Genomic DNA, 24,928 nt, shown 5'->3' with positions numbered 1-24,928 from the left:
AAAGTCGCTTCCTAAGCTTAGGAAGCGACTTTTTTATATGCCATAATTTGTATCTTGAGCAGCACAGAGTAAATTTAAGCATAAAGAAAAATTATGCAAGAAGGGAGAGGTGTTTTTTGTCTGATATTGGCGAAAAATAGTTAAAGATGTAGTATAATTAATCGCGGAAAGGGAGGAGTGACGATTGGCACGAAAAAATAAACCGATTGATTTTTCACAAACGTTAATGCAGCAACAAAATGAAGCTAAAAAAGTGCGCAAAGCGGTTTTGTGGGTATTGTCGATTTTATTTGTTTTATTCGTTGGTTTAGCGCTTGGGCTTTATATTTATATTCACTCAGCTCTAAGCCCTGTAGACGAAGAAAACAAGAAAGAAATTATTGTGTCTGTGCCAACAGGCTCAACAGTTTCTACAATTGCTCACACGCTAGAAGATAAAGATTTAATAAAAAACGCTACTGTGTTTCGCTACTATGCTAAGTTTTCTAACTTAAATGACTTCCAAGCAGGCAACTATGAGTTCACAAAGGCAATGAGTCCAAAAGAGATGATTAATCGCCTGCAAGAAGGAAAAGTATCAAACAAAGCAACTGTTAAAATTACTGTTCCAGAAGGTCGTCAGCTTGATGAAATTTCTACTCTTATTTCAAAAGGAACGAAGTTCTCAAAAGAGGAAATAGAGCAAAAGTTAGATGATAAAGCTTTCATTAACAATATGAAAAAGAAATATCCGGATTTAATTACATCTGAGATTGATAACGCAAAGATTAAGCATCCTCTAGAAGGCTATTTATATCCTGCTACATACTCTTTTTATAAGAAAGATGTTCCATTAGAGGAAATTCTAGAAGCAATGATTGAAAAAACAAACAATGTGATTGCTCCATATCAACCAGAGATTAAAAAACAAAAAACGACGGTTCATAAAATATTAACAATGGCATCTCTTGTCGAAGAAGAAGCAACAGACCAAACCGATCGTAAAAAGATAGCGAGCGTATTTTATAATCGACTGGAAAAAGATATGCGTCTTCAAACAGATCCAACTGTTCTTTACTCACTAGGAAGTCATAAAGATCGAGTACTTTATAAAGATTTGGAAGTGGACTCACCTTACAATACGTATAAGGTAAAAGGTTTAACACCGGGACCAATTGCAAACGCTGGGAAAGAATCGATTGAGGCTGCTTTATCTCCTGAACAAACGGATTATGTATATTTCTTAGCAACAGAAAGTGGAGAGGTCATCTTTACAAAAACGCTTGAAGAACATAACAAGGAAAAAGAAAAGCATATTACAGAAGAACGTTTTCAAAAATAAATATGACAAAAAAGGTTGTGAATCTTTCACAGCCTTTTTTGTGAGAAAGATTATTTTCGTAGTATAAAGGTTTACTCTATAGGGGAAAACCTTTATAATATTAGAATTGTAGTTCTATATCAATCAACAGGACTGAAATGATCGGAGGAAAGACAAGTGCTTTCTCATGAAATAAACGCTTATATTGAAAATCTAGTTCCAAAAAGAGATGATTTGTTCCTAGAAATGGAGCAGTACGCTTTAGAAAATCACGTTCCAATTATGGAGCTTGTTAGCATTGAGTCTCTTCTGCAAGTTTTACGCCTTTATCAGCCAAAACGCATTTTAGAAATTGGCACAGCAATTGGCTATTCGTCTTTAAGAATGGCAAAAGAGCTTGGAGCAGAGGTTGTAACAATAGAACGTAATGAAGAGCGATACAAGCAAGCAAAGCGCTTTTTAGCTCAATCAGATCAACAAGAAAATATTACCCTTATCTTTGGTGATGCTTTAGAAGCTGTGGAAAAAGCAAACGCCAAAGCACCTTATGATGTCATTTTTATCGATGCGGCCAAAGGTCAATATAAGCGTTTCTTTGACGCTTATACACCAATGCTTTCTGAACGAGGAATTGTTGTCAGTGATAACGTGCTCTTTAAAGGATATGTAACAGGAGAGATCCAAGCTGAAACACGTCGTAAGCGAAGTTTGATTAAGAAGATAAATGACTATAATGAATGGTTAATGGGTCATTCAGATTTCCAAACGGCAATATTACCAATTGGAGATGGGATCGCAATTAGTACACAAAAGAGGTGAAACATGTGAAGAAACCGGAGATTTTACTTACTCCCACATGTGTTGGGGACATTGAGAAATTAGCTTTAGCAGGAGCGGATGCTTTTTTAATTGGGGAGGCTCGTTACGGTTTACGCTTAGCAGGAGAATTTAAGCGTGAAGACGTTGTAGAAGCTATCAACGTTGCTCATCGGCTTCATAAGAAAGTGTACGTAGCTATGAATGCTATTTTTCATAATGACAAAGTAGATGAATTAAAAAACTATATTTTGTTTTTACAAGATGCAGGTGTTGATGCCATTGTTTATGGTGATCCAGCTGTCTTAATGACAGCACGTGAAGTAGCTCCAACTATGACTCTTCATTGGAGTACGGAAACAACAGGAACAAACTGGTATGTTTGTAACTATTGGGGACGCAAAGGCTCAAAACGTGCTGTTTTGGCGCGAGAACTAAACATGGATGCTATTGTGGAAATTAAAGAAAATGCAGATGTAGAAATCGAAGTTCAGGTTCATGGAATGACATGCATGTTCCAATCAAAACGCCCGCTTTTAGGTCACTATTTCTTGTATCAAGAAAAAGCGATGGAAATTGAAAATCGAAAAGATACTAAAAATATGTTTTTGTTAGATAAAGAACGTGGAAATAAGTATCCGATTTTTGAAGATGAAAATGGAACACATATTATGAGTCCAAATGATGTTTGTATTATTGATGAACTTGAAGAAATGATAGATGCAGGCGTTGATTCATTTAAAATTGACGGGATTTTAAAATCTATCGATTACCTTGTAGACGTTACAAAGAAATATCGTCAAGCTATTGACTTATGTGTTGAAAATCGAGAGAAATATGAAGACATTAAGGAAACATTATTAGAAGAATTAGAAGCAATTCAGCCGAAAAATCGTATGCTTGATACAGGATTTTTCTTTAAAGAAACCGTTTATTAAAGAGGAGTGAAGAGGGAATGGCAATTAAAGTATCCGAGGTTGTAGATGGAAAACGCGTTATTACTAAAAAACCGGAACTGCTTGCTCCAGCGGGGAATTTAGAAAAATTAAAAGTAGCCGTTCATTACGGAGCAGACGCGGTTTTTATCGGTGGACGTGAATACGGCCTCCGTTCAAATGCAGATAACTTCTCAATGGAAGAAATGGCTGAAGGGGCGGCTTTTGCACGGAAATATGGAGCACGCATCTATGTTACAACAAATATTTATGCACATAATGAGAATATCGATGGTCTTGAAGAGTATCTAGAAGGTCTTGAAAAAGCAGGAGTAGCAGGTATTATCGTTGCTGATCCACTCATTATTGAAACCTGTCGTAGGGTAGCTCCATCACTTGAAGTACATTTAAGTACCCAGCAGTCGCTTGCTAACTGGAAAGCTGTCCAGTTTTGGAAAGAAGAAGGATTAGAGCGCGTTGTACTTGCTCGGGAAACAAGTGCAGAAGAAATTCGTGAGATGAAAGAAAAAGTAGATATTGAAATTGAATCGTTTATCCACGGTGCAATGTGTATTGCTTATTCTGGTCGATGTGTATTAAGCAATCATATGACAGCGCGGGATTCAAACCGTGGTGGTTGCTGTCAGTCATGTCGCTGGGACTATGGCTTATTCGAAATGGATGAAAATAACGAAGAAGCTCCTTTGTTTAACGAGGGAGATGCTCCATTTGCAATGAGTCCAAAAGACTTGAATTTAATTCAATCTATCCCTAAAATGATTGAGATGGGCATCGATAGTTTGAAAATTGAAGGACGTATGAAATCTATTCACTACGTTGCAACCGTTGTAACAGTTTATCGCAAAGTTATTGATGCTTACTGTGCAGACCCTGACAATTTTACAATTCAAGAAGAATGGCTAAGAGAGCTTAATAAATGTGCAAATAGAGAGACAGCAACAGCTTTCTTTGAAGGCGTACCAGGACACGAAGAGCAAATGTTTGGAGAGCATAGCAAAACAACAACACATGATTTCTGTGGACTTGTGCTTGATTATAATGAAGAAACGAAAATGGTGACTTTGCAACAACGTAATTTCTTCAAACGTGGACAAGAAGTCGAGTTTTTTGGACCAGAGATTGGGACATTTACAACAGTTGTAGAGCAAATTTGGGATGAAAAAGGCAATGAGCTTGATGCAGCTAGACACCCATTGCAAATTGTTCAATTTAAAGTAGAACAACCCCTTTACCCATACAACATGATGCGGAAGGAGATTTAAAATGGGGAAAAAACCAGTTGTTATTGGAATTGCAGGAGGCTCAGGCTCAGGCAAGACGACCGTAACAAAAGCAATTTATGAACATTTTCAAGGGCATTCTATTATGCTTTTAGAACAAGACTTCTATTATAAGGATCAAAGCAGTGTACCGCTTGAGCAGCGTTTGCAAACCAATTATGATCATCCACTTGCTTTTGATAATGATCTTTTAGTAGAACAGCTTGAAAGTCTTCTTCGCTACGAGAGTATTGAAAAGCCTGTATATGACTATACAATGCATACTCGTTCTGAAGAAATCATTATTGAAGAACCAAAAGATGTAATTATTGTAGAAGGAATTCTTGTACTAGAAGATGACCGCCTGCGTGACTTAATGGATATTAAACTTTATGTTGACACTGATGCGGATTTACGAATTGTGCGTCGTCTTCTACGTGACATTAAAGAACGTGGTCGCTCACTGGAATCTGTTATTGATCAATACGTACAAGTTGTTCGTCCAATGCACAACCAGTTCATAGAACCAACAAAACGATATGCAGATATCATTGTGCCAGAAGGTGGACAAAACCATGTCGCAATTGATTTGATGTGTACTAAGATTCAAACAATTCTTGAACAAAATGCTATTTTATAATACGATATGGTAGATAACATTTAAAACGTATTTGTATAGAGAAGATGCATATGATAAACGATAAGAATGAAGAATGGCGCCTAATAGGCGCCATTTCACAAATTTTCTTTCTTATAGTACATAGCCTGTTTATTTACAAGCATCTCTTTACAAAGTAGAGACACGCTTATATATGAAGGAGTGAAGAGTTATGGCAACGGAAAAAGAATATCCAATGACTCAAGAAGGGAAAGAAAAGCTTGAGGCGGAGTTAGAGCAACTGAAAACAGTAAAACGTAAAGAAGTTGTAGAGAGAATTAAAATTGCACGTAGTTTTGGAGATCTTTCAGAGAACTCAGAGTACGATGCTGCAAAAGATGAGCAAGCTTTCGTTGAAGGTCGTATTTCAACTCTTGAAACAATGATTCGTAACGCTAAGATTATTGAAGGAGACGAAAATTCTTCAACAGTCTCTCTTGGTAAAACGATTACATTTGTAGAGCAACCTGATGGAGATGAAGAACAATATACAATTGTAGGAAGCGCAGAAGCAGATCCATTTGAAGGCCGCATTTCTAACGATTCTCCAATTGCAAAAGCGCTTATGGGCAAACACATTGGTGATGAAGTTCTTGTTCAAACACCAGGTGGAGAGATGCTTGTTAAGATTACAGCTGTAAATTAATAAAAAAATGATTGAAATAAGAACACCTCGTCGACAATTGTAACGAGGTGTTTTTTTATGAAACCATATAAACGAATGAAAAAATTAGCTTTTATCCTTTTATGTTTTATGCTTATTCTTGTAGCACGTCTTGCACAAATACAGCTTATTCAAACAGAATCTTTTTCACGTCATCATATTAATTTAATAGAAGCAAGTGTAAGACAGCGTACTCAAGAAATGGTAATTGATGATGGAAGAGGGAAATTTGTAGATCAAAATGGAGAGCCGCTTACACACCATTCTTCATTATCTCTTGTTATGTTTCCTTTTTTAAAAGAATTGAAGTGGCCAAGTGATAAGGTGGCGTCCTTTGTTGGTATGTCTGAATATGCGCTCAAAGACAAGTTAAACAAAGCAAGTGAGCCTGTTGTCATTGAGAAAGAAATCACAGAAACTGAAATGAAAAGCATCAATAGTTTAAAGATTCCTGGCCTTTTTGCTGTTCCTCTTCAAAAGGATGACGGAGGACATTTTGCAGAACATTTAATTGGTTTAACAGGACAAAACAGAGATCTCCTTGTCGAACGTTATGATGAGAGACTAAAAGAAGGCGAACTTTCTACTCAAACGTCTGTTGGTATTACAGGACTGCAGTCAGCTTTTGATGAATTTTTAATTCAGGAAGAGGAGTCGAAGCTTCTCTATCATGTAGATCGGCAAGGAAACCCTTTGTTTGGCTTAAACGTAAAGTATACAGGAGCTCCTAATCCTTTTTATCCTGTTAAAGTGAAAACAACGCTCAATAAAGAAAAGCAAAGTGCAGTGGAGAGAATCGTAGACAGCAGCGGTTTGAAGCAAGGTGGAGCAGTTCTTGTGAATATTGAAAATAATACTGTTGAAGCACTTGTAAGCCGCCCTGAGATTAATGAGGTCAAGCCTTATGGAGATGGTGGAGTTTATAACCGTATGCTTATTCCTTATACCCCTGGATCTGTTTTCAAAACCGTTATTGCGGCTGCAGCTCTTGAACAATTACCAAACGTGGAAAACCGAACATTTAACTGTTCAACAAATATTTACGGAAAAAAAGCTCAAAAAGATCAAGGCACATTATCTTTTCACGATAGTTTTGCAGAAAGCTGTAATGCCACATTTGGACAGCTTGGAAAAGACATAACGGCAAAAGACGAGCATATGATAGAAACGTATGCTAAAAAGCTAGGATTAACAACGAAGGCAGGATGGAGCGGGGAAGTGTTTCATCTTCAAAACTTTGCACAGCTTCCAGAAGAGAAAAAAGGGATGGTGTGGACAGATAATACGACTAAAAGTCCAAATGCGATTTCCCAAACATCAATCGGACAGCTGAATGTCAAAGCTTCACCATTAGAGCTTGCAAACATGATGGCGACTATTGGACGTGGAGGGAAGGCATATGAAGTGAGAGCGGTTGATAAGATTCAATATAAAAATGGAAATACGCTCTTCTCCTTTCCAAAACAAGAGTTAGAAGGTGGTGGGATTAAGAAAGAAACGGCTGAAAAGCTTCAAACGCTTCTTACTGGTGTTGTAGAGGAAGAGAAAGGAACAGGACGTCGCTTTGCTTCTCTTCCATATGAAGTAGCTGGAAAATCGGGTACTGCACAAATTAGTGATCAAAAAGCGCTTGTTAATAAGTGGTTTGCTGGCTATTTTCCAAGAGAAAATCCAAAGTATGCTCTTGTGGTCGTTGATTTATCTGTAAAAGATGAAGAGGCTAAAACAAATGGTGTATTTTATGATATAGTAAACAATGTGTATGAGCTCGATCAACAGAGTGAACGTAAATGAAATATTACAATTATGCTTCAACTTATTAAAAACCGTTCATGAAGCAGGGATGTAATGTTACAATAATTCATTATGTAATGAAGATGGAGGAAAGCAACAAATGGAAAATAGACGATCACAAAGACACGATAAAAATCGTAAAATGAATCGCGTTTATAACGTGCTTATTGCTGTTGTGGCTGTCTTAATTGTCCTTATTGCTGGAACAATGTTTATGAATGGGAAAGACGATAAGCAAAGTACTACAGCGAATAGTGACCAAAAGTCAGCAAACGTTCAAAACGATAAGAGCAATAGTGACGAAGATAACGCAGAGCAAAATAAAGATAATGAATCATCAGATGATTCTTCAACAAGTGATAGTGAAGATGAAGCAACAGATGATTCTTCAGCAAGTGATAGTGAAGATGAAGATCAAGTAGCAACAAACGATGGTGAAGACGAATCATCAAATGATGCAGAAGAAGAAAAATCTTCAAAAGAAGACGATGAAACAGCAACAAAAGAGGAAGATAACGAAGACGAAAAAGAAGATTCTTCATCAGCCGATTCAAGTAAGGAAGAAATTAAAGAAAATAAAGAAAAAGAAGCAGGAAGTCATACAGCATCATATGACAAAGGTTCTTCTGATTGGAATGCACAGCTTCAAGCTGTAAGTGGAGCAACAGGTGTTTCAACAGATGATATGACAGTTCTTTGGTTAGGACGTAATCCTGGTGGAACTGTTGGAAGTGAATCACAAGCAACAATTAAATCCAAATCAACTGGTGAACAATATAAAGTTCAAATCCGCTGGGTTGAAGGTGAAGGCTGGCAGCCCATTGGAACAGAAAAAGTAAACTAATAGAAATAGCGCAGGAGTATTCCTGCGCTATTTTTTAAATTTAAAATGAACAACTGCTGTATAAAGGCGAGCACCTGTCTCAGGGTGAACGATTGTTTGATGTCCAACATGATGTACTTCTAGAAAAATAGCTCGATTATTTTCAATTTGCTCATTGATTTTTGATTCGAGTTTTTCGATGCTTGTCTCCTCAAAAAATTCGACTTTATCTTGAATCATTTGTAGCTGTAACCCCATCCACTCTTCACCTCCTGTTTGGTCAGTACGTTTCTTTATTTTAGCATGTGTTTTAGGAAGAAATATAGCGACTTCCTCTTTATAATGTTAGAATAAGCACTATATGCAAAATTTGTTGAAGGAAAGAGGTCAAAAAATGAAAATCGCAATTATTGGAGCAATGGAAGAAGAAGTGACAATCTTACGAGAAAAATTAACAGACCGCGATGTAACGGTTATTGCAGGCTGTGAATATACAACAGGAAAATATGAAGGAAAAGAAATTATCTTACTAAAATCAGGTATTGGAAAAGTAACCGCAGCTTTATCAACAGCTGTTTTACTTGAAAGATTCAAGCCTGATTATATTATTAATACAGGCTCTGCTGGTGGTTTCAATCCAGAGCTAAACGTTGGAGACGTTGTTATTTCTTCAGAAGTTCGCCATCATGATGTAGATGTAACCATCTTCAACTATGAATATGGTCAAGTGCCAAATATGCCCGCAGCATTTTTACCAGATGAGAAGCTTGTTGCTGTAGCAGAGAAAAGTGCGGAAGAAATCCAAGGCATGAAGATTGTTACAGGACTTATTGCAACAGGAGACTCATTTATGAACGATGCTGATCGCGTAGAGTTTGTGCGTTCTAAATTTCCAGCGCTTCAAGCAGCTGAAATGGAAGCTGCCGCTGTTGCTCAAGTTTGTCATCAGTTCGGAGCACCGTTTGTTATTATTCGTTCTCTTTCAGATATTGCTGGAAAAGAATCAAATATTTCATTTGATCAGTATTTACCAAAAGCAGCGAAAAACTCTGCAGACCTTATTTTGAGAATGGTTGAAAAAATCTAATGTCAAAGTTGCCAACAGTGGTGGATATTGCTATCATTTCACACGTATATTCTATGTTATAGTAGAAATAGAGAAATTACGTGGGGTGATTTGATTTGAAAACAAATACAGCACGTCAAGTACGAGCGAAAATTGAAGATTATACACGTTTTATTTATATTTTACTCGCATTGAGCGGATTCTTATATATTGGCACTTTAATTAGCAATCATGAACACCATGGTGGCACAATGACAATTATGATGAGTGGAACTTTTGTGCTTCTACTCGTTTCTTTTCTATTTAGTTACAAAGTCAAAAAACTGCGTAGCTCTTTAGAAGAATAAAAAACAGCCTTGAAATTAATCAAGGCTGTTTTTCTTTTTCTTCTTTTCTTTTTCGGCACGATAAAATTCATGAAACATCTTCATTAGAGCTCTCTTCTCAATTCGTGATACATAACTCCTTGAAATTCCGAGCTCTTTTGCAATTTCTCGCTGTGTTTTCTCTTTCTTTAAATCAAGTCCGAACCGTCCAACAATCACTTCTCGCTCTCTGTCGTCCAGAATATCGATATATTCACGAATCTTTTCAAGTTCTATATTAAGCTGAATCGTTTCAATTACGTCGTCTGCTTCAGATTTTAAAACATCAATTAAAGAAATTTCGTTTCCTTCCTTATCTTGCCCGATTGGGTCATGAAGAGAAACATCTTTCTTCGTTTTCTTTAGAGCACGGAGATGCATTAAGATTTCATTTTCAATACATCTAGCAGCATATGTCGCAAGTTTCGTTCCTTTGCCTTGTGAATAGCTCTCAATTGCTTTAATAAGCCCGATTGTTCCAATAGAGATAAGATCTTCTGAGTCTTCTCCTGTATTTTCAAATTTCTTTACTATGTGTGCCACAAGACGTAAGTTATGTTCAATTAACATATTGCGAGCATGTGCGTCCCCTTGCTCCATAAGCAGTAAGTATTTTTTTTCCTCTTGCGGCGAGAGAGGTTGTGGAAAAGCGTTGTTCTTAACGTAGGAAACAAGGAAAACGAGCTCTTTAACAAAGTAACCTAAAGTCGTAAAAAAGCCGGGCATCATACCACCTCCGTAGAAATTACCACCATTGTAACGATACTTTATTTATATGTGACAGGAGCCTAGTTTGTGTCTGTACAATGTCCTTTTAAGAGGCTTGGAACTCTCTAAAGAGATATGCCTAGAAAAAAAAGTGAAAAAGCGTTTAAAATAGAAAAATAAGGTTAAAGTAATAGTTTAGAGTATGAGTATAGTTAAAAAGTGTCCATAATTTATACGTAATTTTAAAAAGAGAACGTAATATGGTATAAGCTAGTTAATAAATTTTGTATAATGTTCTATGATTAAGGGATCAATCATGATTATAATAAATACAGAGAAACTTATACCATACTTTGGAAGGAAGGGTACGATGTTTCAAAAAATAGAAGCAAAAGTTCTAGGGGTTTTTATGGCAACAGAGAAGGGATCATTTATTACGGAAGAACGAGCAGAAGTACAGGTGGAATTTGGAGGAATTCCTGGGGATCTTCATTTTGGTTTAACGAAGAAAGCTGGAGAAAGAGAGCCAATGTATGAAAAGGGAACAGAGATCTTTAATCGAAGACAAATTTCTATCGTTTCAGCTGAAGAATGTGCGGAAGTGGCGCAATTATTGAAAATTGAGGAAGTGCTTCCTGAATGGCTTGGAGCAAACCTTATTGTTGAAGGAATCGATGATTTTACACTTTTAAAAGAAGGAAGCCGCATTGTTTTTCCTAGCGGAGCAGCTTTACTTTGTGAAGGGATCAATCATCCTTGTATCCATCCAGGAAAGGTTATTCAGAGTCAATATCCCGAAAAAAAGATAGCCGGGAAATTTGTAAAAATGGCTTATGATAGAAGAGGAATCGTTTGTATTGTAGAAAAACCAGGCATAATAAAAAAGGGAGACAAGGCAGTTATTCATTCTTATGAACCTTTTAAAGGGAAAGTTGAACTTTCAAATTAGAGTAGAGCCAAAATATACATATATGCCTACACGAACTCCATTCCTGTACATAGTATAAAATAAAGAGGTGAATGTACATGTATGGGTATGGAGGGTGCTCGCCATACTGTGGTAGTTATACTCCATATGGAGGAGGCTACGGAGGCGGGGGCTGGGCTTTTGCCTTGATTATCATTCTTGTAGTCATTTTGCTTATTTTCGGTGGATTCTATTGTTTTGGATACTTTTGGAAATAAAAAAGAAGTGGTGTTTATGCCACTTCTTTTTTATTTATTCATTATTGTAAGAAACAAATAAACATTGTACGCTAAGTTGTGTTATACTTTTTTAAGTTTGAAGTTACTAATCATTAGAACGGATAAAATCACTACGAGAAACATGAAAAGGTGCCCTGGAATCATTTTGTGAAACAAAAAAGAAAATGTGATTAGACAGCCTGCTGCTGTAATAGGAAGACCTGTAAAATATCCGTTGTTTTCTGAAATGTTAAAGCGTGCGAGGCGCATAGCACTGCAGGCTACATAAAAAATTGTAAAAAGCGTGCCAGGTGTTCCATATTCATGTAATACGCCTTGATAAACAAGTAAAGCTGGTGCGATTCCAAATGAAATAATGTCACACATGGAGTCTAGTTGTTTACCAAATTCAGATTCAACACCAAATTTCCGAGCAACCATGCCGTCAAATCTGTCAGCAAATGCCGCAAGAAAAATGAGAAACAAGCTTAATCGAAATTCATGATGAAAAATAGAGATAAGAGCAAAAGTTCCTAAAGACAGATTTATTAACGTTAAACAATTTGCAGAATGGGTCTTAAGCTTTTTAAAAGTATGATCAAGATAATCTAATAAAAACAAATTTTTCACTCCTTAAAGAGCTGACTCATAAAAATAAAGAAATTATACAGATAAAATTATTGTAAATCTAAAAAGTAGGATAGTAAAGAAAAACAGTGGGAAAAATTGTGATAGAGAGGAAATTTATGAAAAAAATCCTTTATCAATCTTTTATAGAATTAACAAATAAACCTTTTACTTCAAAGTTAATAGAGCGTTTTTCGTGCTCTCCATTTAGCAGAAAATTCATTCGATCATATGCAAAACTTTATAATGTTAAACAGGAAGAAATGAGCAAGGAACTTAGTGAATACGGAACGCTACACGAACTTTTTACTAGAAAGCTAAAAGATCAAGCTCGCCCATTTTCTTTACAAAAAGAGGTGATTATTAGTCCTGTAGATGGGGAAATCGAACAATACGGTACTTTAACACATAAGACAGAAATGATTGTAAAAGAAAAGCCGTATTCTGTAAAAGAGCTTGTTGGAAATGAGTACGAACTGCAAAAGTATATAGGCGGTACTTATTTTATCCTATATTTGAGTCCGAGTGACTATCATCGAATTCATAGTCCGGCTGATGCTAATATTATTAAGACATGGACTCTTGGAAATAAGTCATATCCAGTAAATCAGCTTGGTTTAAAATACGGCAAAGCACCGTTAGTGAAAAATTATCGCAAGTTAACAGAACTTGCTTACAATGAGCATCGTTTTTTATTAGTAAAAGTTGGCGCAATGTTTGTAAATAGCATTACAATGACTCATGATGAGAAGTCTATTAACAAAGGAGACGAAATTGCGTATTTTTCATTCGGCTCAACTGTCATTTTACTTTTTGAAAAAGATTCTTTTGTAACAGATGAATCGATTCAAAAAGGTCAAAAAGTAAAGGTTGGCCAAACGCTCGGTCGATTTCAATCGTGAAGTAATAACTTAGGAAGAAATTTTGATTTTAGCATGAAGAGAACGTCTTTCAATTTCTTTTTCGATAAGCTTAATAAATTCAGGACTTAATTTTAATTCATTTGCTTTGCAATATGATTCAACTAATACCTTATCTGACAGCTTTTCCACTCCTGTCACCTCCTATAGTATGAGAGCATTTTCAAAAAAAGACTTTATCGTTTAAAAAAAATTAGGTTGTTCTATATAAACGTTTTCAGGCATAGATAAGTAGGTTATGTGAATTTGTGTAACCTTAATCTATCATGTTTTAAATGTTAGAACAATCGTTCCGTTATCCACAAAAAAGAGTGGATAAGTTGTGGGTATAATGTTCGTAACTTTTAAGATTGTTGAAAAAACAGGATGTATAGTGTGAATAAAGTTATCCACAAATTTGAAGTAGCTTGAATTTTGTCGAAAAGTTTTTTGGGTATTAATGGATATTGTCGAAGTGTTTGTTTTCTTGTTAGTTGTCTTGTGAGTTGGAGGAATAAGAAGAAAAAGATGATTTGCTCTTTAAAGTAGGGCAGTATATTGAGTATAATAGCAAAATGGAAGTGAACTAGTCGTTAAAGGTGTGATAAGCTGTGTTAAAGTTATTTTTGCCAGATCAGCATGTGAAAAGTGTATTTGAAATAAAACCTGAAGATTTAAAAGAAAGAGGAGTTAAAGGGATTATTACAGATTTAGATAATACCCTTGTCGAATGGGATCGACCTGATGCAACTCCAAAACTTATTGAATGGTTTGAAAACATGCAGCAACATAATATTCAAGTAACTATTGTTTCTAATAATGTAGAAAAACGAGTTCGCCTTTTCTCAGATCCGCTTGGCATTCCGTTTATTTATAAAGCGCGTAAGCCAATGGGACGAGCATTTAAAAAAGCAATTCGGAACATGGATGTAAACCGCAATGAAATCGTTGTAATTGGAGATCAGCTAATGACAGATGTCCTAGGTGGAAATCGTATGAAATTATATACCATTCTTGTTGTTCCAGTTGCTCAAACAGACGGATTTTTCACAAAATTTAACCGTCAAATGGAACGAAGAATTTTAACATGGATGAAGAAAAAAGGCATGATAAATTGGGAGGAATAATTAGGTGAGTGAACAAGAAATGTACTGCGTAGGGTGCGGTGTTGATATCCAAACAGAAGATCCAAAAAAGCTAGGGTACACGCCGCCATCTGCACTTGAGAAAGAGCAAATTATTTGTCAACGCTGTTTCCGTTTGAAACATTATAATGAAATTCAAGATGTTTCCTTAACAGATGACGATTTCTTAAAAATCCTTCATGGAATTGGAGAATCAGATGGCCTGATCGTTAAAATTGTAGACATTTTTGATTTTAATGGGAGCTGGATTTCTGGGCTGCAGCGTTTTGTTGGCAATAATGATGTATTGTTAATTGGTAATAAAGTTGACTTGCTTCCGAAGTCTGTAAAACAAAACAAAGTAATTAACTGGATGAAAAAAGAAGCAAAAGAAAATGGCTTAAAACCTATTGATGTTTGCTTAATTAGTGCTGTAAAAGGACAAGGTGTTGAGGATGTAGCTCAAATTATTGATCGTTATCGTAATGGAAAAGATGTGTATGTTGTAGGGTGTACAAATGTTGGAAAGTCAACATTTATTAATAATATCTTAAAACAATTTAGCGGAGAAGACAACGTTATTACAACATCTCAGTATCCAGGAACAACGCTTGACTTAATTGAAATTCCGCTTGATGATGGCTCAACGCTATATGATACACCAGGAATTATTAACCATCATCAAATGGCTCACTATGTTGATAAACGTGACTTGAAAATTATTATGCCAAAAAAAGAAATCAAGCCAAAAGTATTCCAGCTTAATGAGGAACAAACGCTCTTCTTTGGTGGGCTTTCTCGTTTTGACTATGTGAGCGGTGGAAGACGCTCCTTTACGTGCTATATTCCGAGTGAGCTTCATATTCATCGTACAAAGCTTGAGAAAGCAGACAAGCTATATGAAGATCACGCAGGAGAAATGCTCACACCACCTCGTCGTGAGCAGCTTGATGAATTCCCAGAGCTTGTTGCACATTCATTTACGATTAAAGAGCCAAAAATAGATGTTGTTTTCTCTGGACTTGGCTGGGTAACAATAAACGATCCGGGAGCTAAAATTGTTGCTCATGCGCCTAAGGGCGTTGGTGTATTTGTTCGTCCATCATTAATTTAAGGGCAAGGGGGATACGGTACGTATGAAAGAACTTTACAGTGTTATTGGTTATCCAATCGGGCATTCGCTGTCTCCACATATGCAAAATGCTGTACTGGATCATCATTCTATTGACGGTTATTATCATGCGTTTGAGATAGCACCAGAGAAGGTTGAAGAAGGAATAAAAGGTCTGAAAGCATTAAATATAAAAGGATTTAATGTCACAATTCCATATAAAGTGAAAGTGATGGATTTCCTTGATGAAATTGATGAATTGGCACGTGAAATTGGAGCCGTAAATACGGTTGTCAATGAAAATGGTCGCTATGTTGGGTATAATACAGATGGTGATGGTTATCTTCAATCGCTTTTAACATTTTTAGAGCGACCGTCGCTTCAAGACCAAAGTGTGCTTATTTTAGGCGCTGGAGGTGCAGCAAGAGCACTTCTCTTTACTATTGCAGCAAAAGGTCAAGCGAATTGCATCGACATAGCAAATCGCACGCTTTCTAAAGCACAAGAGCTTATCACTTCTTGTCCAATTGATAATGAGGGAACAGTTTTGTCAATAACAGAAGCAGAAGAAAACCTTGGACGTTATGATATTATCATTAATACGACTGCTGTTGGAATGAGTCCAAACGTTGAGGAGAGTCCACTTTCTCTTCAACATGTAAAAAAAGGCGCAACAGTTAGTGATATTATATATAACCCACTTGAAACAAAGCTCCTGCGTGAAGCTAAAGAACGTGGAGCTTTAGCTCATACAGGTATTGGAATGTTTGTTATGCAAGGTGCACTTGCTTTTGAAAAGTGGACAGGAGTGCAGCCAAATGTAAAAGTGATGGAAGATGTTGTTTTACGTCATCTACAAAAGAAGTAAAGATGTTACAGGAGGAATATAATGTTAACTGGGAAACAAAAACGTTTTTTACGTTCAAAAGCACACCATCTTAACCCTATTTTTCAAGTAGGAAAAAGTGGTGTTAATGATAATATGATTACTCAAATTGAAGATGCTTTAGAAGCGCGTGAGCTTTTAAAGGTAAGTGTTCTTCAAAACTGTTTGGAAGATCGTGATACAGTAGCAGACAAGCTAAGCAAAGGTACACATGCTGAGCTTGTACAAGTGATTGGAAATACGATTGTTCTTTATAAGGAATCAACAGAAAACAAACAAATTTCTTTACCATAAAGATGAAAGGAGGTAGCGAGTATGAAAAAAGTGGGAATATTAGGAGGGACTTTTAATCCGCCGCATCTAGGGCATCTTATTATTGCCAATGAGGCATTAGAACAATACCAGCTTGATGAGGTATGGTTTATGCCTTCATACTCCCCTCCTCATAAAGAAAAAAAGAAGGTTACAGATTCAAAACACCGCTTGAGAATGACTGAGCTAGCAATTGAAGACAATCCTTGTTTTAAATTGCAGCCGATTGAGTTTGAAAAAGAAGGAACGTCCTATACTTTTGAGACAATGAAGCTTTTAAAAGACCGGTATCGAGACGAACAGTTTTATTTTATTATTGGTGGAGATATGGTTGAATACTTGCCAAAGTGGTATAACATTGAGGAACTGCTAGAGCTCGTCACATTTATAGGGGTGAAAAGACCTCATCATACGATAAGCACACCATATTCTATTTTAGAAGCGGACGTTCCTCAAATTGAGATTTCATCAAGCCTTATTCGCGAGAAATACGAGAAGCAGAAGAGCATTCGCTATTTTGTTCCAGAAAATGTCCGAAACTACATAGAGGAGCAGGGGTTGTATGAATCGTAAAGAAGCGTTAGAAATCGTAAAAGCACAGCTGAACGAAGCTCGCTATACTCATACAGTTGGCGTAATGGAAACAGCCATTAAGCTTGCTGAGAAATATGGGGAGGATGTAAAGAAGGCTGAACTTGCAGCTATTTTTCATGATTACGCAAAGTTTCGTCCTAAAGATGAAATGAAAGAAATTATTATAGAGCAAAATATGAGTAAAGATTTATTAGAGCATCATCACTCACTTTGGCATGCGCCAGTTGGTGCTTATCTTGTTCAAAAAGAAGTGGGAATAGAAGATGAAGCTGTTTTACGTGCTATTGAGTATCACACGTATGGACGTCCAAACATGACAATGCTCGAGAAGATTGTATATGTTGCGGATTACATTGAACCAGGCCGTAGTTTCCCTGGTGTTGAGGAAGTAAGACAGTCTGCTGAGAACAGCTTGGATGAAGCTTTGTTTTTATGTCTTAGAAATACCATTGTATTTCTAATTGGACGCAAACAGCCAATCTACCCAATGACAATTAACACATACAATAGTGTAGTACAATGAGGAGGTCATTGATATGAAAGAACTAGAACTACTATCCCTTGTTGCGAAAGCAGCAGATGACAAAAGAGCTGAAGACGTAATAGCTTTAGATATGAAAGGAATTTCCCTTGTTGCTGACTACTTTATGATCTGTCACGGAAATTCAGATCGTCAAGTTCAAGCAATTGCGCGAGAAATTAAAGAACAAGCAAACGAGCATGAAATTGAAGTAAAGCGTCTTGAAGGATTTAACGAAGCTCGCTGGATTTTAATTGATTTAGGAGATGTTGTAGCTCATGTCTTCCATAAAGATGAACGCGGCTATTATAATCTAGAGCGCCTTTGGGGCGATGCACCGCTTGTTTCTCTTGGAGAAGAATCAAAATAATGAGTTATGAGCGCTTTGCTTCTATCTATGATGAGCTAATGAGCGATGCTCCTTATGATAAATGGGTGGAATATACGAAAAGCGAAATAAGTAAAGCAGGATTACAATCCCCAAAAATCTTAGATTTAGGGTGTGGAACAGGGTCTATGCTACTTCAATTTGCAAAGCATGGGCTATATGCAGTTGGCGTGGATCTCTCAGATGAGATGCTTATGATGGCTAAGGAAAAACTAGAAAAACATAGCATTAAACCGGAGCTTTTCCAACAAGATATGAGCGAGTTAGATCTCGGTCAAATGTTTAACTGTATTGTAATTTATTGTGATTCTCTTAATTATTTACAAGATGAAGAACGTGTAAGACAAACGTTTAAGCAAGCGTATAGTCACCTTGAAGAGGGAGGACTTCTTCTTTTCGACGTTCATTCTATCTTTAAAATAGACGAGCTTTTTATTGGTCAAACATTTGCTTATGATGGAATAGAGAATGCTTACATTTGGAACAGTTTTGAAGGAGAATATCCTCACTCTGTCGTTCATGAGCTCACTTTTTTTGCTTGGAATGAGAATAAACAGGCATATGAGCGCTTTGAAGAAGAACACTATCAGCGCACATTTTCCATTTCTCAATATATGCAGTGGGGAAAAGAAGCTGGTTTCACCTCTATGGAAGTAAGCAGTGATTTTAAAAATTGCCCGCCTTCTGAAGAAAGTGAACGTCTTTTCTTTTCTTTTAAGAAGTAAATGAGAAAAACCTACCAACTTATTGTTGGTAGGTTTTTTATTTTTAGAAGGAGTTTTACTTTAAAGAGCGAATTATTTATTGAATTGATAGCCGACTTTTTCTAAATCTTCATCGTATTTTGCGTGTGTTTGTTGAAATACCTTATTGAACATCTTCCCAACATGTTCCTCAAGCACTTTGATTCCTTCGCCAGTAACGCCGCCTTTTACACATACTTTCTCTTGAAGAGTTGGTAATGTATAGAGATTTGTTTCTAACAACTTCCCAAACCCCACAACCATTTCACTAATCATTTTTGTTGCTTGATCTTTTGTAATTTCTGTTTCTTCAACAGCAGAGTCGATAAATCTCTGCAGTAAATAACTAAAGAAAGCAGGACCACAGCTTACAATATCAGATGAAACACGAGTAATATTATTTTCAATTGATAAAGGTGTCGATATTTTTGATAATAAGTGATCTAAAAATAAGCGATAATGCTGTTTACAACTTTCGCCATACGTGACAAGAGAAACACCGCTGAACGCTCGATTTGTAATGCTTGGAATAATCCGAGCTACTTGGCAGTCTACAAGCTCCTCAAGCTGTTTAACAGAAATAGGGCTTGTAATAGATATAAGACAATGATGTGGCTTTAATAATGGACGTACTTTTTCTAAAAGGGGGTGAATATCCAATGGTTTCACACATAGAAAAATAATATTTGATTTATGAATGACTTCTGAAGCATCTGAAGCTACATGTAAGGAAGGATAGCTCTTTTGTAAACTTTCGGCTTTTGCACGAGTTCGATTTGTAATGGTAATGTCAGAAGGATTTGCAGCGTTTGACTCAATAAAAGACTCGATTAAAATACGCCCCATGTTTCCTGTTCCGATAAATCCGATATTCATCACTTCATCTCTCCTTCAAAACTTTATCTCCTAAACGATATGTGATCATCCCTTGTCTTATGAATATGTATTAAAAAGGAGTGGACTCAATGGAATGGTTACGAACCCATAAATGGTTGTCTGCTATTTGTGGAGGTCTTGTTTGCCTGCTTCTCTTGTTGTCTATTGTGTTAGGTGGAGACAAAGAAGCGAAAAAACCAGCAACAGGCAGTGAAAGCCTAGTGTTTTCGAAAGAAGAGAAAAATGAAGAGCATCAAAAGAAAGAGGAAGCTGAACTTCCGATTGTAATTGATGTAAAAGGGAGCGTGCAAAACCCAGGTATCTATACAATGGAAAATGGAGAAAGAATTGATGATGCCATTAATAAAGCAGGTGGATTTACAAAAAATGCAGAAGTAACAGCTGTTAATCTAGCTCAAAAAGTAGCTGACGAAATGGTTGTTTACGTACCTTCTGAAGGTGAGAAAGAATTAACTTCTATTCCGGTTGGAGGAACTGATACAGAGGAGAGCGCCCTTATCAACATCAACAATGCTCAAAGTGAAGAATTGCAAAAGTTAAACGGTGTGGGCCCTTCAAAAGCAGAGGCAATTATTGCTTATAGAGAAGAAAATGGTCCATTTAAAGCTCCTGAAGACATTATGAATGTTAGTGGATTTGGAGAGAAATCATTTGAAAAAATTAAAGAACAAATTACTGTATAACGAGAAGTATATCAACAATTGAAAAGGCTGTTGACGTTTCTCAACTTTTCTCGCTACACTTATAGAAAGAACTTGTATAACGAGAAAGTAGGGAAAGAGATGGAACGAATTTCATGGCATCAATACTTTATGGCTCAAAGCCACTTATTAGCCTCTAGAAGCACCTGTGAGCGCTTGTCTGTTGGGGCAACAATTGTTAGAGATACGCGCATTATTGCAGGCGGATATAACGGATCAATTAGCGGTGGGGTTCATTGTGTTGATGAAGGATGCTACGTTATAGACGGTCACTGTGTACGAACGATTCATGCCGAAATGAACGCTATCATTCAATGTGCAAAATTTGGAGTGAAGACAGAGGGAGCAGATATTTATGTAACACATTTTCCTTGTCTAAACTGTTGTAAAGGAATTATTCAAGCTGGCATCAGCACGGTGTATTACGCAAATGATTACAAAAACCACCCTCATGCTGTCGAGCTTTTTGAACAGTCAGGTGTAAAAACTGAAAAGGTAGAATTTGATACGAGCTCATTAAATAGTTATAACGACGAGCAGCTAGCATTTATTCAACAGTTATTGCAAAAAGCTGATGAAAAGGAACAAAAAGAGCTACTTGAAAAAGCAAAAAAACTTTTTGCGGCAAAATTTTAATATAACTTTGATAAAAGGAGGAGAGAGCGTTTTGCTCCTCCTTTTTAAAAGAAAGGAGTTTTTGTGAAAGGACAGTGGATTTATGTATCGTTGTTTGTAAGTCTAGCTCTTTTTATTAGCCATTTTTATAATGAAATCACCCTTTATATAGTGTTTATAATGGTTAGTATCTTTGTTATAAAAAGAACAAGCTCCACGACTGCTGTGATTTGTTTCCTCGCTTTTTTTCTTACTATTTTTTATTACTTCTATACTGAAAGTAGAAATAACTCTGTTCTTTCTCCTCATCAGACGACTTTCAATGGAAAGCTTTCTTCTATTCCTCGCATAAACGGTAATGTTCTTTCTTTTTCTTTTCAAACAGAACAAGGTGAAACAGTTCAGTCTTATTACAAAATAAGAAATGAACAGGAGCAAAAATTACTAAAACAGTTAAGGGTAGGAATGAATTGTAGGGTAGAAGGTGCATTAGAAATTCCGAAGCAAAATCGAAATCCAGGCCTTTTTAATTATAGAGAATATTTGTATTTTCAAAGAATCCATTGGACAATGACTGTAAGCGACATCAAAGAATGTCAGTATCAACAAAGAACGATGTTTTTTACTGGGCTAAGACAATCAGGAATCCAACGTATGAACACACATATTAGCACACCTCTTAATGCATTCGTTAATGCACTTATTTTCGGGAGTCGGGAAGACTTTAATGAAGAAACAATTATGTTATATGAAGCCCAAGGAGTTGTACACCTTTTGGCCATTTCAGGTTTGCATGTTGGCCTTTTAGTTGGGGGAGCCTTTTTAATTTTACTTCGTCTCGGTTTAACAAGAGAGCATAGTGCGCTCTGTCTCCTTTTTACTTTACCAATATATAGTATCTTAACAGGAGCTTCTCCATCTGTTGTAAGATCAGTTGTGATGAGTATGATTGTGCTCTTTTTATATATAACAGGATGGAGACGTAAGCTGAGCGGAGTGGATGTTCTAGCTCTCTGTTTTCTAGCCCTTACAATGAATTCCCCATATGCTGTATTTAATGCAGGTTTCCAATTATCTTTTGTTGTTACCTTTTTTATATTATTATCACATCGTATTATCTCCAAATCCTCTCACTTTCTATGGCAGATTATTGCTCTATCTCTCATAGCTCAGCTCGCTTCCATTCCTCTTTTACTTTATCATTTCTATGAATTTTCGCTTTTTAGTTTTTTCTTAAATCTTTTTTTTGTACCTTTTTTCTCTTTTATACTGCTGCCAGCAAGTCTTTTTCTTTTTTTTACAAGTGGAATAGTGCCTGTTATTCCTCAAGCTGTTGAAACCGTTACTCTCTTCTTTGTGGAATGGAGTACAGAACTGCTTCGCAGTGCAGGGAATGTTCATTTTTCGATCATTACAACAGGAAAGCTGAATGCATGGCAGTTTTGTCTTCTTTATGTAGTTATCTTTTACGTTTGCTTTCAAATTGAAAAAGCACAAAGATTAAAAGATATCCTACCTTCTTCATTACTTCTTGTAATTTGTTTAAGTTTTTACTGTTTTATGCCTTACATGAATCCAAACGGAGAGGTTTCTGTCATTGATGTTGGGCAAGGAGACAGCATTTTAATTCAGCTTCCATTTCGCAAAGCCGTTTATTTAATTGATACAGGGGGCTCAATTTCATTTCAACAAGAAGAATGGGAGAAGCGCCAAACAACATTTAGCGTCGGAAAAGACATTGTTCATCCATACTTAAAATCAAAGGGTATTACTTCAATTACTAAACTTATCATAACGCACGGAGATCATGATCATGGAGGAAGCGCGTTAGAATTGTTAGATCTTGTAGACGTAAAAGAGCTTGTTCTTGGAAAGAAAAAATTGTTTTCAGAGCTTGAACAAGAATTGGTAAGAGAAACTATGAAGAGAGGTACTCCATTAACTCTTGTAGGAAGTGGTGATGTTTGGAAAGAAGGAGAACATACTTTTAATGTGCTTGCTCCTTTTGGAATGGAGGAGGACACAAATGAGCAGTCAATCGTTATATATACAGTATTCGGAAATCACCGTTGGCTCTTTACAGGAGATTTAGGTGAGGAAGGAGAGCAAAATTAATAGAAACGTTCCCCGCTTTGGAAATTGATGTTCTAAAAGTCGGACATCATGGTAGCAAAACTTCAACATCAGCCTTTTTTCTAGAGGAGATACAACCTTCTTACGGACTAGTTTCAGCAGGAGAAGATAACCGTTATAATCACCCGCATCATGAAGTTTTAGAACGCTTAGAACAAAATCATGTGAAAATTTTTAGAACAGATAAACAAGGTGCACTTATTTACCGTTTTTCAAGGAAAGCTGGAACGTTTCAGATGACTTTACCATAGTATGTAGTACAATATAAAAAGCCTCAAGCCGCTGTACATTTACAACGGCTTGAGATGTTTTAGAAATAGAAGCGTTTTCAATTTTTAAGATGCAAAGTAATCAATTAGAGTGCCAATAATAAATATGGTTGCAAAGAAGCCGAAAGAAACAACAAAACCAACAGCTGAATCAACAGCGTCATTTCGTTTACTTTGAACACTTTGTTCAAATTTATTCATTGTACCCCCTCCTAATTTAATTTAAGTATAAACATTAAATTGGAAAAAATCTACACCTTTCTCACATACCGAGCTTCCACGTTTAGAAAGAGTTGTCACAAATACTTTCCCTGCAAAAGGTCATGATATGTAGTAAGAATTCTCATTAACTAAAAAGTAACCTAGGGCTTTTCGGTTAATGTTTACTATAGATTTGAGAGCACCTTTTTGAGGTGCTCTCACTTAGTTTATGCAAGAATATTGTAACAGTTGTCAATTTAAAAGGACAAAGCTAAGATAGAAGGAGACGTAGAAAATAAGGGAGACAAAAGTGTGAAAGTACAAGAACTAAAAGAAATAAATTCACTATCACCGGTTTATTTGCTACAGGGAGTTAATTCCTTCTTATTGAAGGATGCAAAGCAGAAAATCATTGAAAAAACACTTACAGAGGAAGAACAGGAATTTAATTTAGCCTCATTTGATTTAGAGGAAACACCAATTGAAACGGTTATAGAAGATGCGGAAACATTGCCTTTTTTAGGAGAAAAAAGAGTGGTTATAGCAGAAAATGCGACCTTTTTGACAGCTGAAAAGCAAAAAATTGAGCATAATGTAGATGTTCTTATCCGCTATTTAGAAGAACCTGCCCCGTTCAGTGTTCTTATTATCGTAGCACCTTACGAGAAATTGGACGAGCGAAAGAAAGTAACGAAGAAGCTAAAAACGAAAAGCACTCATCTTGAAGCAAATGAATTAACAGAAGGTGAGCTTAAAAACTGGGTTAAAGCAGAAGTAGCACAGGCTGGACTAACCATAACGGATGAAGCTCTTGCGGAATTTATAGAGCTAACAGGGATGAAGCTAACAATTGTACATATGGAGCTTGCAAAACTCCTCTTATATGGGGAGGAAATTACAGAAGAGCTTGTTCATCAGCTTGTTTCAAAGTCGCTTGAACAAAATGTATTCGCGCTAGTTGAAGCATTCATTCATGGGCGAACTGTTGACACTATTACAATTTACAGAGATTTACTTCGTAATAATGAGGAGCCAATTAAGATTTTGGCTTTGCTTGTATCGCAAATCCGACTTGTTTATCACTCAAAGCGCTTATCGAATCAAGGCTACGGCCAAAAACAAATTAGTCAAGCTTTAAAAGTTCATCCTTTCCGAGTTAAATTAGCTATTGGACAAGGTCGAAGCTTCTCTACAGATCATCTTCTGAATTTGTTAAAAGATTTAGCACGAGCTGATTTCGAGATGAAAACGGGAAAAATGGATAAAGCTCTTTTACTTGAGCTTTTGTTTATGAAAAAATATGAAGCCTAAAAA

The 24,928-nt window shown here is 36.4% G+C and carries 32 protein-coding genes; 26 read left to right on the top strand and 6 right to left on the bottom strand.

Features of this window, described 5'->3' with window-relative positions:
• The first annotated feature begins 226 nt into the window (after window positions 1–226).
• From mltG to ACK3CR_RS22540, 8 genes are all read left to right on the top strand, one after another.
• Window positions 227–1,321 carry an endolytic transglycosylase MltG gene (gene mltG / locus ACK3CR_RS22575; protein WP_243520709.1) on the top strand — a complete coding sequence of 365 codons (1,095 nt, stop codon included), beginning with the start codon at window positions 227–229 and terminating at the stop codon, window positions 1,319–1,321.
• Window positions 1,322–1,477: 156 nt separating this feature from the next.
• Window positions 1,478–2,119, top strand: coding sequence for an O-methyltransferase (locus tag ACK3CR_RS22570; RefSeq protein ID WP_243517508.1), 642 nt, complete (start codon window positions 1,478–1,480; stop codon window positions 2,117–2,119).
• A 5-nt stretch (window positions 2,120–2,124) separates the two neighbouring features.
• Window positions 2,125–3,054 carry a peptidase U32 family protein gene (locus tag ACK3CR_RS22565; protein WP_243517511.1) on the top strand — a complete coding sequence of 310 codons (930 nt, stop codon included), beginning with the start codon at window positions 2,125–2,127 and terminating at the stop codon, window positions 3,052–3,054.
• A 17-nt stretch (window positions 3,055–3,071) separates the two neighbouring features.
• Window positions 3,072–4,334 (top strand): peptidase U32 family protein, encoded by a 1,263-nt coding sequence (locus ACK3CR_RS22560; RefSeq protein WP_243517514.1) that lies wholly within the window; start codon window positions 3,072–3,074, stop codon window positions 4,332–4,334.
• Window position 4,335: 1 nt separating this feature from the next.
• Window positions 4,336–4,971 (top strand): uridine kinase, encoded by a 636-nt coding sequence (udk, locus tag ACK3CR_RS22555; protein WP_019391390.1) that lies wholly within the window; start codon window positions 4,336–4,338, stop codon window positions 4,969–4,971.
• Between the two features lie 190 nt (window positions 4,972–5,161).
• Window positions 5,162–5,635: a transcription elongation factor GreA gene (gene greA, locus ACK3CR_RS22550; RefSeq protein ID WP_019391391.1), complete on the top strand. Its 474-nt coding sequence runs from the start codon at window positions 5,162–5,164 to the stop codon at window positions 5,633–5,635.
• Between the two features lie 57 nt (window positions 5,636–5,692).
• Window positions 5,693–7,447: a peptidoglycan D,D-transpeptidase FtsI family protein gene (locus ACK3CR_RS22545; protein ID WP_328122447.1), complete on the top strand. Its 1,755-nt coding sequence runs from the start codon at window positions 5,693–5,695 to the stop codon at window positions 7,445–7,447.
• Window positions 7,448–7,547: 100 nt separating this feature from the next.
• Window positions 7,548–8,291, top strand: a complete 744-nt coding sequence (locus ACK3CR_RS22540; RefSeq protein ID WP_243517519.1) for a YrrS family protein — start codon at window positions 7,548–7,550, stop codon at window positions 8,289–8,291.
• A gap of 27 nt (window positions 8,292–8,318) precedes the next feature.
• Here the strand turns inward: ACK3CR_RS22540 and ACK3CR_RS22535 are convergent, their stop codons facing one another.
• Window positions 8,319–8,528, bottom strand: a complete 210-nt coding sequence (locus ACK3CR_RS22535) for a DUF2536 family protein (RefSeq protein WP_019391394.1) — start codon at window positions 8,526–8,528, stop codon at window positions 8,319–8,321.
• A 136-nt stretch (window positions 8,529–8,664) separates the two neighbouring features.
• Here ACK3CR_RS22535 and mtnN point away from each other — a divergent pair, with 136 nt between their 5' ends.
• Window positions 8,665–9,357: a 5'-methylthioadenosine/S-adenosylhomocysteine nucleosidase gene (mtnN, locus tag ACK3CR_RS22530; RefSeq protein WP_061802058.1), complete on the top strand. Its 693-nt coding sequence runs from the start codon at window positions 8,665–8,667 to the stop codon at window positions 9,355–9,357.
• Between the two features lie 95 nt (window positions 9,358–9,452).
• On the top strand, window positions 9,453–9,683 hold the full coding sequence (locus ACK3CR_RS22525; RefSeq protein ID WP_243517526.1) for a YrhC family protein: 231 nt from the start codon (window positions 9,453–9,455) through the stop codon (window positions 9,681–9,683).
• A gap of 15 nt (window positions 9,684–9,698) precedes the next feature.
• Here ACK3CR_RS22525 and sigK read toward each other — a convergent pair whose 3' ends face one another.
• Window positions 9,699–10,427: an RNA polymerase sporulation sigma factor SigK gene (sigK, locus tag ACK3CR_RS22520; protein ID WP_488976221.1), complete on the bottom strand. Its 729-nt coding sequence runs from the start codon at window positions 10,425–10,427 to the stop codon at window positions 9,699–9,701.
• Between the two features lie 352 nt (window positions 10,428–10,779).
• Here sigK and ACK3CR_RS22515 point away from each other — a divergent pair, with 352 nt between their 5' ends.
• Window positions 10,780–11,358: an MOSC domain-containing protein gene (locus tag ACK3CR_RS22515; RefSeq protein WP_430237774.1), complete on the top strand. Its 579-nt coding sequence runs from the start codon at window positions 10,780–10,782 to the stop codon at window positions 11,356–11,358.
• A gap of 77 nt (window positions 11,359–11,435) precedes the next feature.
• Window positions 11,436–11,594 (top strand): hypothetical protein, encoded by a 159-nt coding sequence (locus ACK3CR_RS22510; RefSeq protein WP_488976128.1) that lies wholly within the window; start codon window positions 11,436–11,438, stop codon window positions 11,592–11,594.
• 81 nt (window positions 11,595–11,675) lie between these two features.
• Here the strand turns inward: ACK3CR_RS22510 and pssA are convergent, their stop codons facing one another.
• Window positions 11,676–12,215 (bottom strand): CDP-diacylglycerol--serine O-phosphatidyltransferase, encoded by a 540-nt coding sequence (gene pssA, locus ACK3CR_RS22505; protein WP_243517533.1) that lies wholly within the window; start codon window positions 12,213–12,215, stop codon window positions 11,676–11,678.
• 125 nt (window positions 12,216–12,340) lie between these two features.
• On the opposite strand from pssA, the gene ACK3CR_RS22500 reads away from it, so the two are divergent.
• Window positions 12,341–13,123 carry a phosphatidylserine decarboxylase gene (locus ACK3CR_RS22500; protein WP_243517537.1) on the top strand — a complete coding sequence of 261 codons (783 nt, stop codon included), beginning with the start codon at window positions 12,341–12,343 and terminating at the stop codon, window positions 13,121–13,123.
• 9 nt (window positions 13,124–13,132) lie between these two features.
• Here the strand turns inward: ACK3CR_RS22500 and ACK3CR_RS22495 are convergent, their stop codons facing one another.
• Entirely contained in the window at window positions 13,133–13,273 is a 141-nt protein-coding gene (locus ACK3CR_RS22495; RefSeq protein WP_019391402.1) for a sporulation histidine kinase inhibitor Sda, read from the bottom strand.
• Window positions 13,274–13,731: 458 nt separating this feature from the next.
• Between ACK3CR_RS22495 and ACK3CR_RS22490 the strand changes: the two genes are divergently transcribed.
• From ACK3CR_RS22490 to ACK3CR_RS22455, 8 genes are read left to right on the top strand one after another with little or no spacing between them, the layout of a single operon-like run.
• A complete protein-coding gene (locus ACK3CR_RS22490) occupies window positions 13,732–14,247 on the top strand; it encodes a YqeG family HAD IIIA-type phosphatase (RefSeq protein WP_019391403.1) in 516 nt (171 codons plus the stop codon).
• A gap of 19 nt (window positions 14,248–14,266) precedes the next feature.
• Window positions 14,267–15,358 carry a ribosome biogenesis GTPase YqeH gene (yqeH, locus tag ACK3CR_RS22485; RefSeq protein WP_206765278.1) on the top strand — a complete coding sequence of 364 codons (1,092 nt, stop codon included), beginning with the start codon at window positions 14,267–14,269 and terminating at the stop codon, window positions 15,356–15,358.
• Window positions 15,359–15,380: 22 nt separating this feature from the next.
• Entirely contained in the window at window positions 15,381–16,223 is an 843-nt protein-coding gene (aroE, locus tag ACK3CR_RS22480; protein ID WP_488976127.1) for a shikimate dehydrogenase, read from the top strand.
• 21 nt (window positions 16,224–16,244) lie between these two features.
• Window positions 16,245–16,535 carry a ribosome assembly RNA-binding protein YhbY gene (gene yhbY, locus ACK3CR_RS22475; protein WP_019391406.1) on the top strand — a complete coding sequence of 97 codons (291 nt, stop codon included), beginning with the start codon at window positions 16,245–16,247 and terminating at the stop codon, window positions 16,533–16,535.
• A gap of 21 nt (window positions 16,536–16,556) precedes the next feature.
• On the top strand, window positions 16,557–17,126 hold the full coding sequence (locus ACK3CR_RS22470) for a nicotinate-nucleotide adenylyltransferase (RefSeq protein WP_243517545.1): 570 nt from the start codon (window positions 16,557–16,559) through the stop codon (window positions 17,124–17,126).
• Window positions 17,116–17,670, top strand: a complete 555-nt coding sequence (yqeK, locus tag ACK3CR_RS22465) for a bis(5'-nucleosyl)-tetraphosphatase (symmetrical) YqeK (protein ID WP_243517549.1) — start codon at window positions 17,116–17,118, stop codon at window positions 17,668–17,670. Before ACK3CR_RS22470 ends, yqeK begins: the two co-directional genes overlap by 11 nt.
• A 13-nt stretch (window positions 17,671–17,683) precedes the next feature.
• Window positions 17,684–18,037 carry a ribosome silencing factor gene (gene rsfS, locus ACK3CR_RS22460; RefSeq protein ID WP_019391409.1) on the top strand — a complete coding sequence of 118 codons (354 nt, stop codon included), beginning with the start codon at window positions 17,684–17,686 and terminating at the stop codon, window positions 18,035–18,037.
• Window positions 18,037–18,780 (top strand): class I SAM-dependent DNA methyltransferase, encoded by a 744-nt coding sequence (locus tag ACK3CR_RS22455; protein WP_243517552.1) that lies wholly within the window; start codon window positions 18,037–18,039, stop codon window positions 18,778–18,780. Before rsfS ends, ACK3CR_RS22455 begins: the two co-directional genes overlap by 1 nt.
• A gap of 72 nt (window positions 18,781–18,852) precedes the next feature.
• Here the strand turns inward: ACK3CR_RS22455 and comER are convergent, their stop codons facing one another.
• Complete coding sequence (comER, locus tag ACK3CR_RS22450; RefSeq protein ID WP_243517554.1) at window positions 18,853–19,674, bottom strand: late competence protein ComER; 822 nt, start codon at window positions 19,672–19,674, stop codon at window positions 18,853–18,855.
• An 89-nt stretch (window positions 19,675–19,763) separates the two neighbouring features.
• Here comER and ACK3CR_RS22445 point away from each other — a divergent pair, with 89 nt between their 5' ends.
• The 4 genes from ACK3CR_RS22445 to ACK3CR_RS22430 all read left to right on the top strand — a co-directional run bounded on the left by ACK3CR_RS22445 (window position 19,764) and on the right by ACK3CR_RS22430 (window position 23,395).
• Complete coding sequence (locus ACK3CR_RS22445; protein ID WP_243517556.1) at window positions 19,764–20,378, top strand: helix-hairpin-helix domain-containing protein; 615 nt, start codon at window positions 19,764–19,766, stop codon at window positions 20,376–20,378.
• Between the two features lie 99 nt (window positions 20,379–20,477).
• Window positions 20,478–21,032: a ComE operon protein 2 gene (locus tag ACK3CR_RS22440; protein WP_243517560.1), complete on the top strand. Its 555-nt coding sequence runs from the start codon at window positions 20,478–20,480 to the stop codon at window positions 21,030–21,032.
• Between the two features lie 63 nt (window positions 21,033–21,095).
• A complete protein-coding gene (locus ACK3CR_RS22435) occupies window positions 21,096–23,126 on the top strand; it encodes a DNA internalization-related competence protein ComEC/Rec2 (RefSeq protein WP_488976126.1) in 2,031 nt (676 codons plus the stop codon).
• A gap of 17 nt (window positions 23,127–23,143) precedes the next feature.
• On the top strand, window positions 23,144–23,395 hold the full coding sequence (locus ACK3CR_RS22430; RefSeq protein ID WP_488976125.1) for a ComEC/Rec2 family competence protein: 252 nt from the start codon (window positions 23,144–23,146) through the stop codon (window positions 23,393–23,395).
• Window positions 23,396–23,479: 84 nt separating this feature from the next.
• Here ACK3CR_RS22430 and ACK3CR_RS22425 read toward each other — a convergent pair whose 3' ends face one another.
• Window positions 23,480–23,614 (bottom strand): YqzM family protein, encoded by a 135-nt coding sequence (locus tag ACK3CR_RS22425; RefSeq protein ID WP_019391415.1) that lies wholly within the window; start codon window positions 23,612–23,614, stop codon window positions 23,480–23,482.
• A gap of 312 nt (window positions 23,615–23,926) precedes the next feature.
• Between ACK3CR_RS22425 and holA the strand changes: the two genes are divergently transcribed.
• Complete coding sequence (gene holA, locus ACK3CR_RS22420) at window positions 23,927–24,925, top strand: DNA polymerase III subunit delta (RefSeq protein WP_488976124.1); 999 nt, start codon at window positions 23,927–23,929, stop codon at window positions 24,923–24,925.
• Window positions 24,926–24,928: the final 3 nt, after the last annotated feature.

This window comes from Priestia sp. TRM10, from assembly GCF_057808375.1.
The sequence above is the reverse complement of the archived record's forward strand: the minus strand, read 5'-3'. Positions and strand labels throughout refer to the sequence as shown.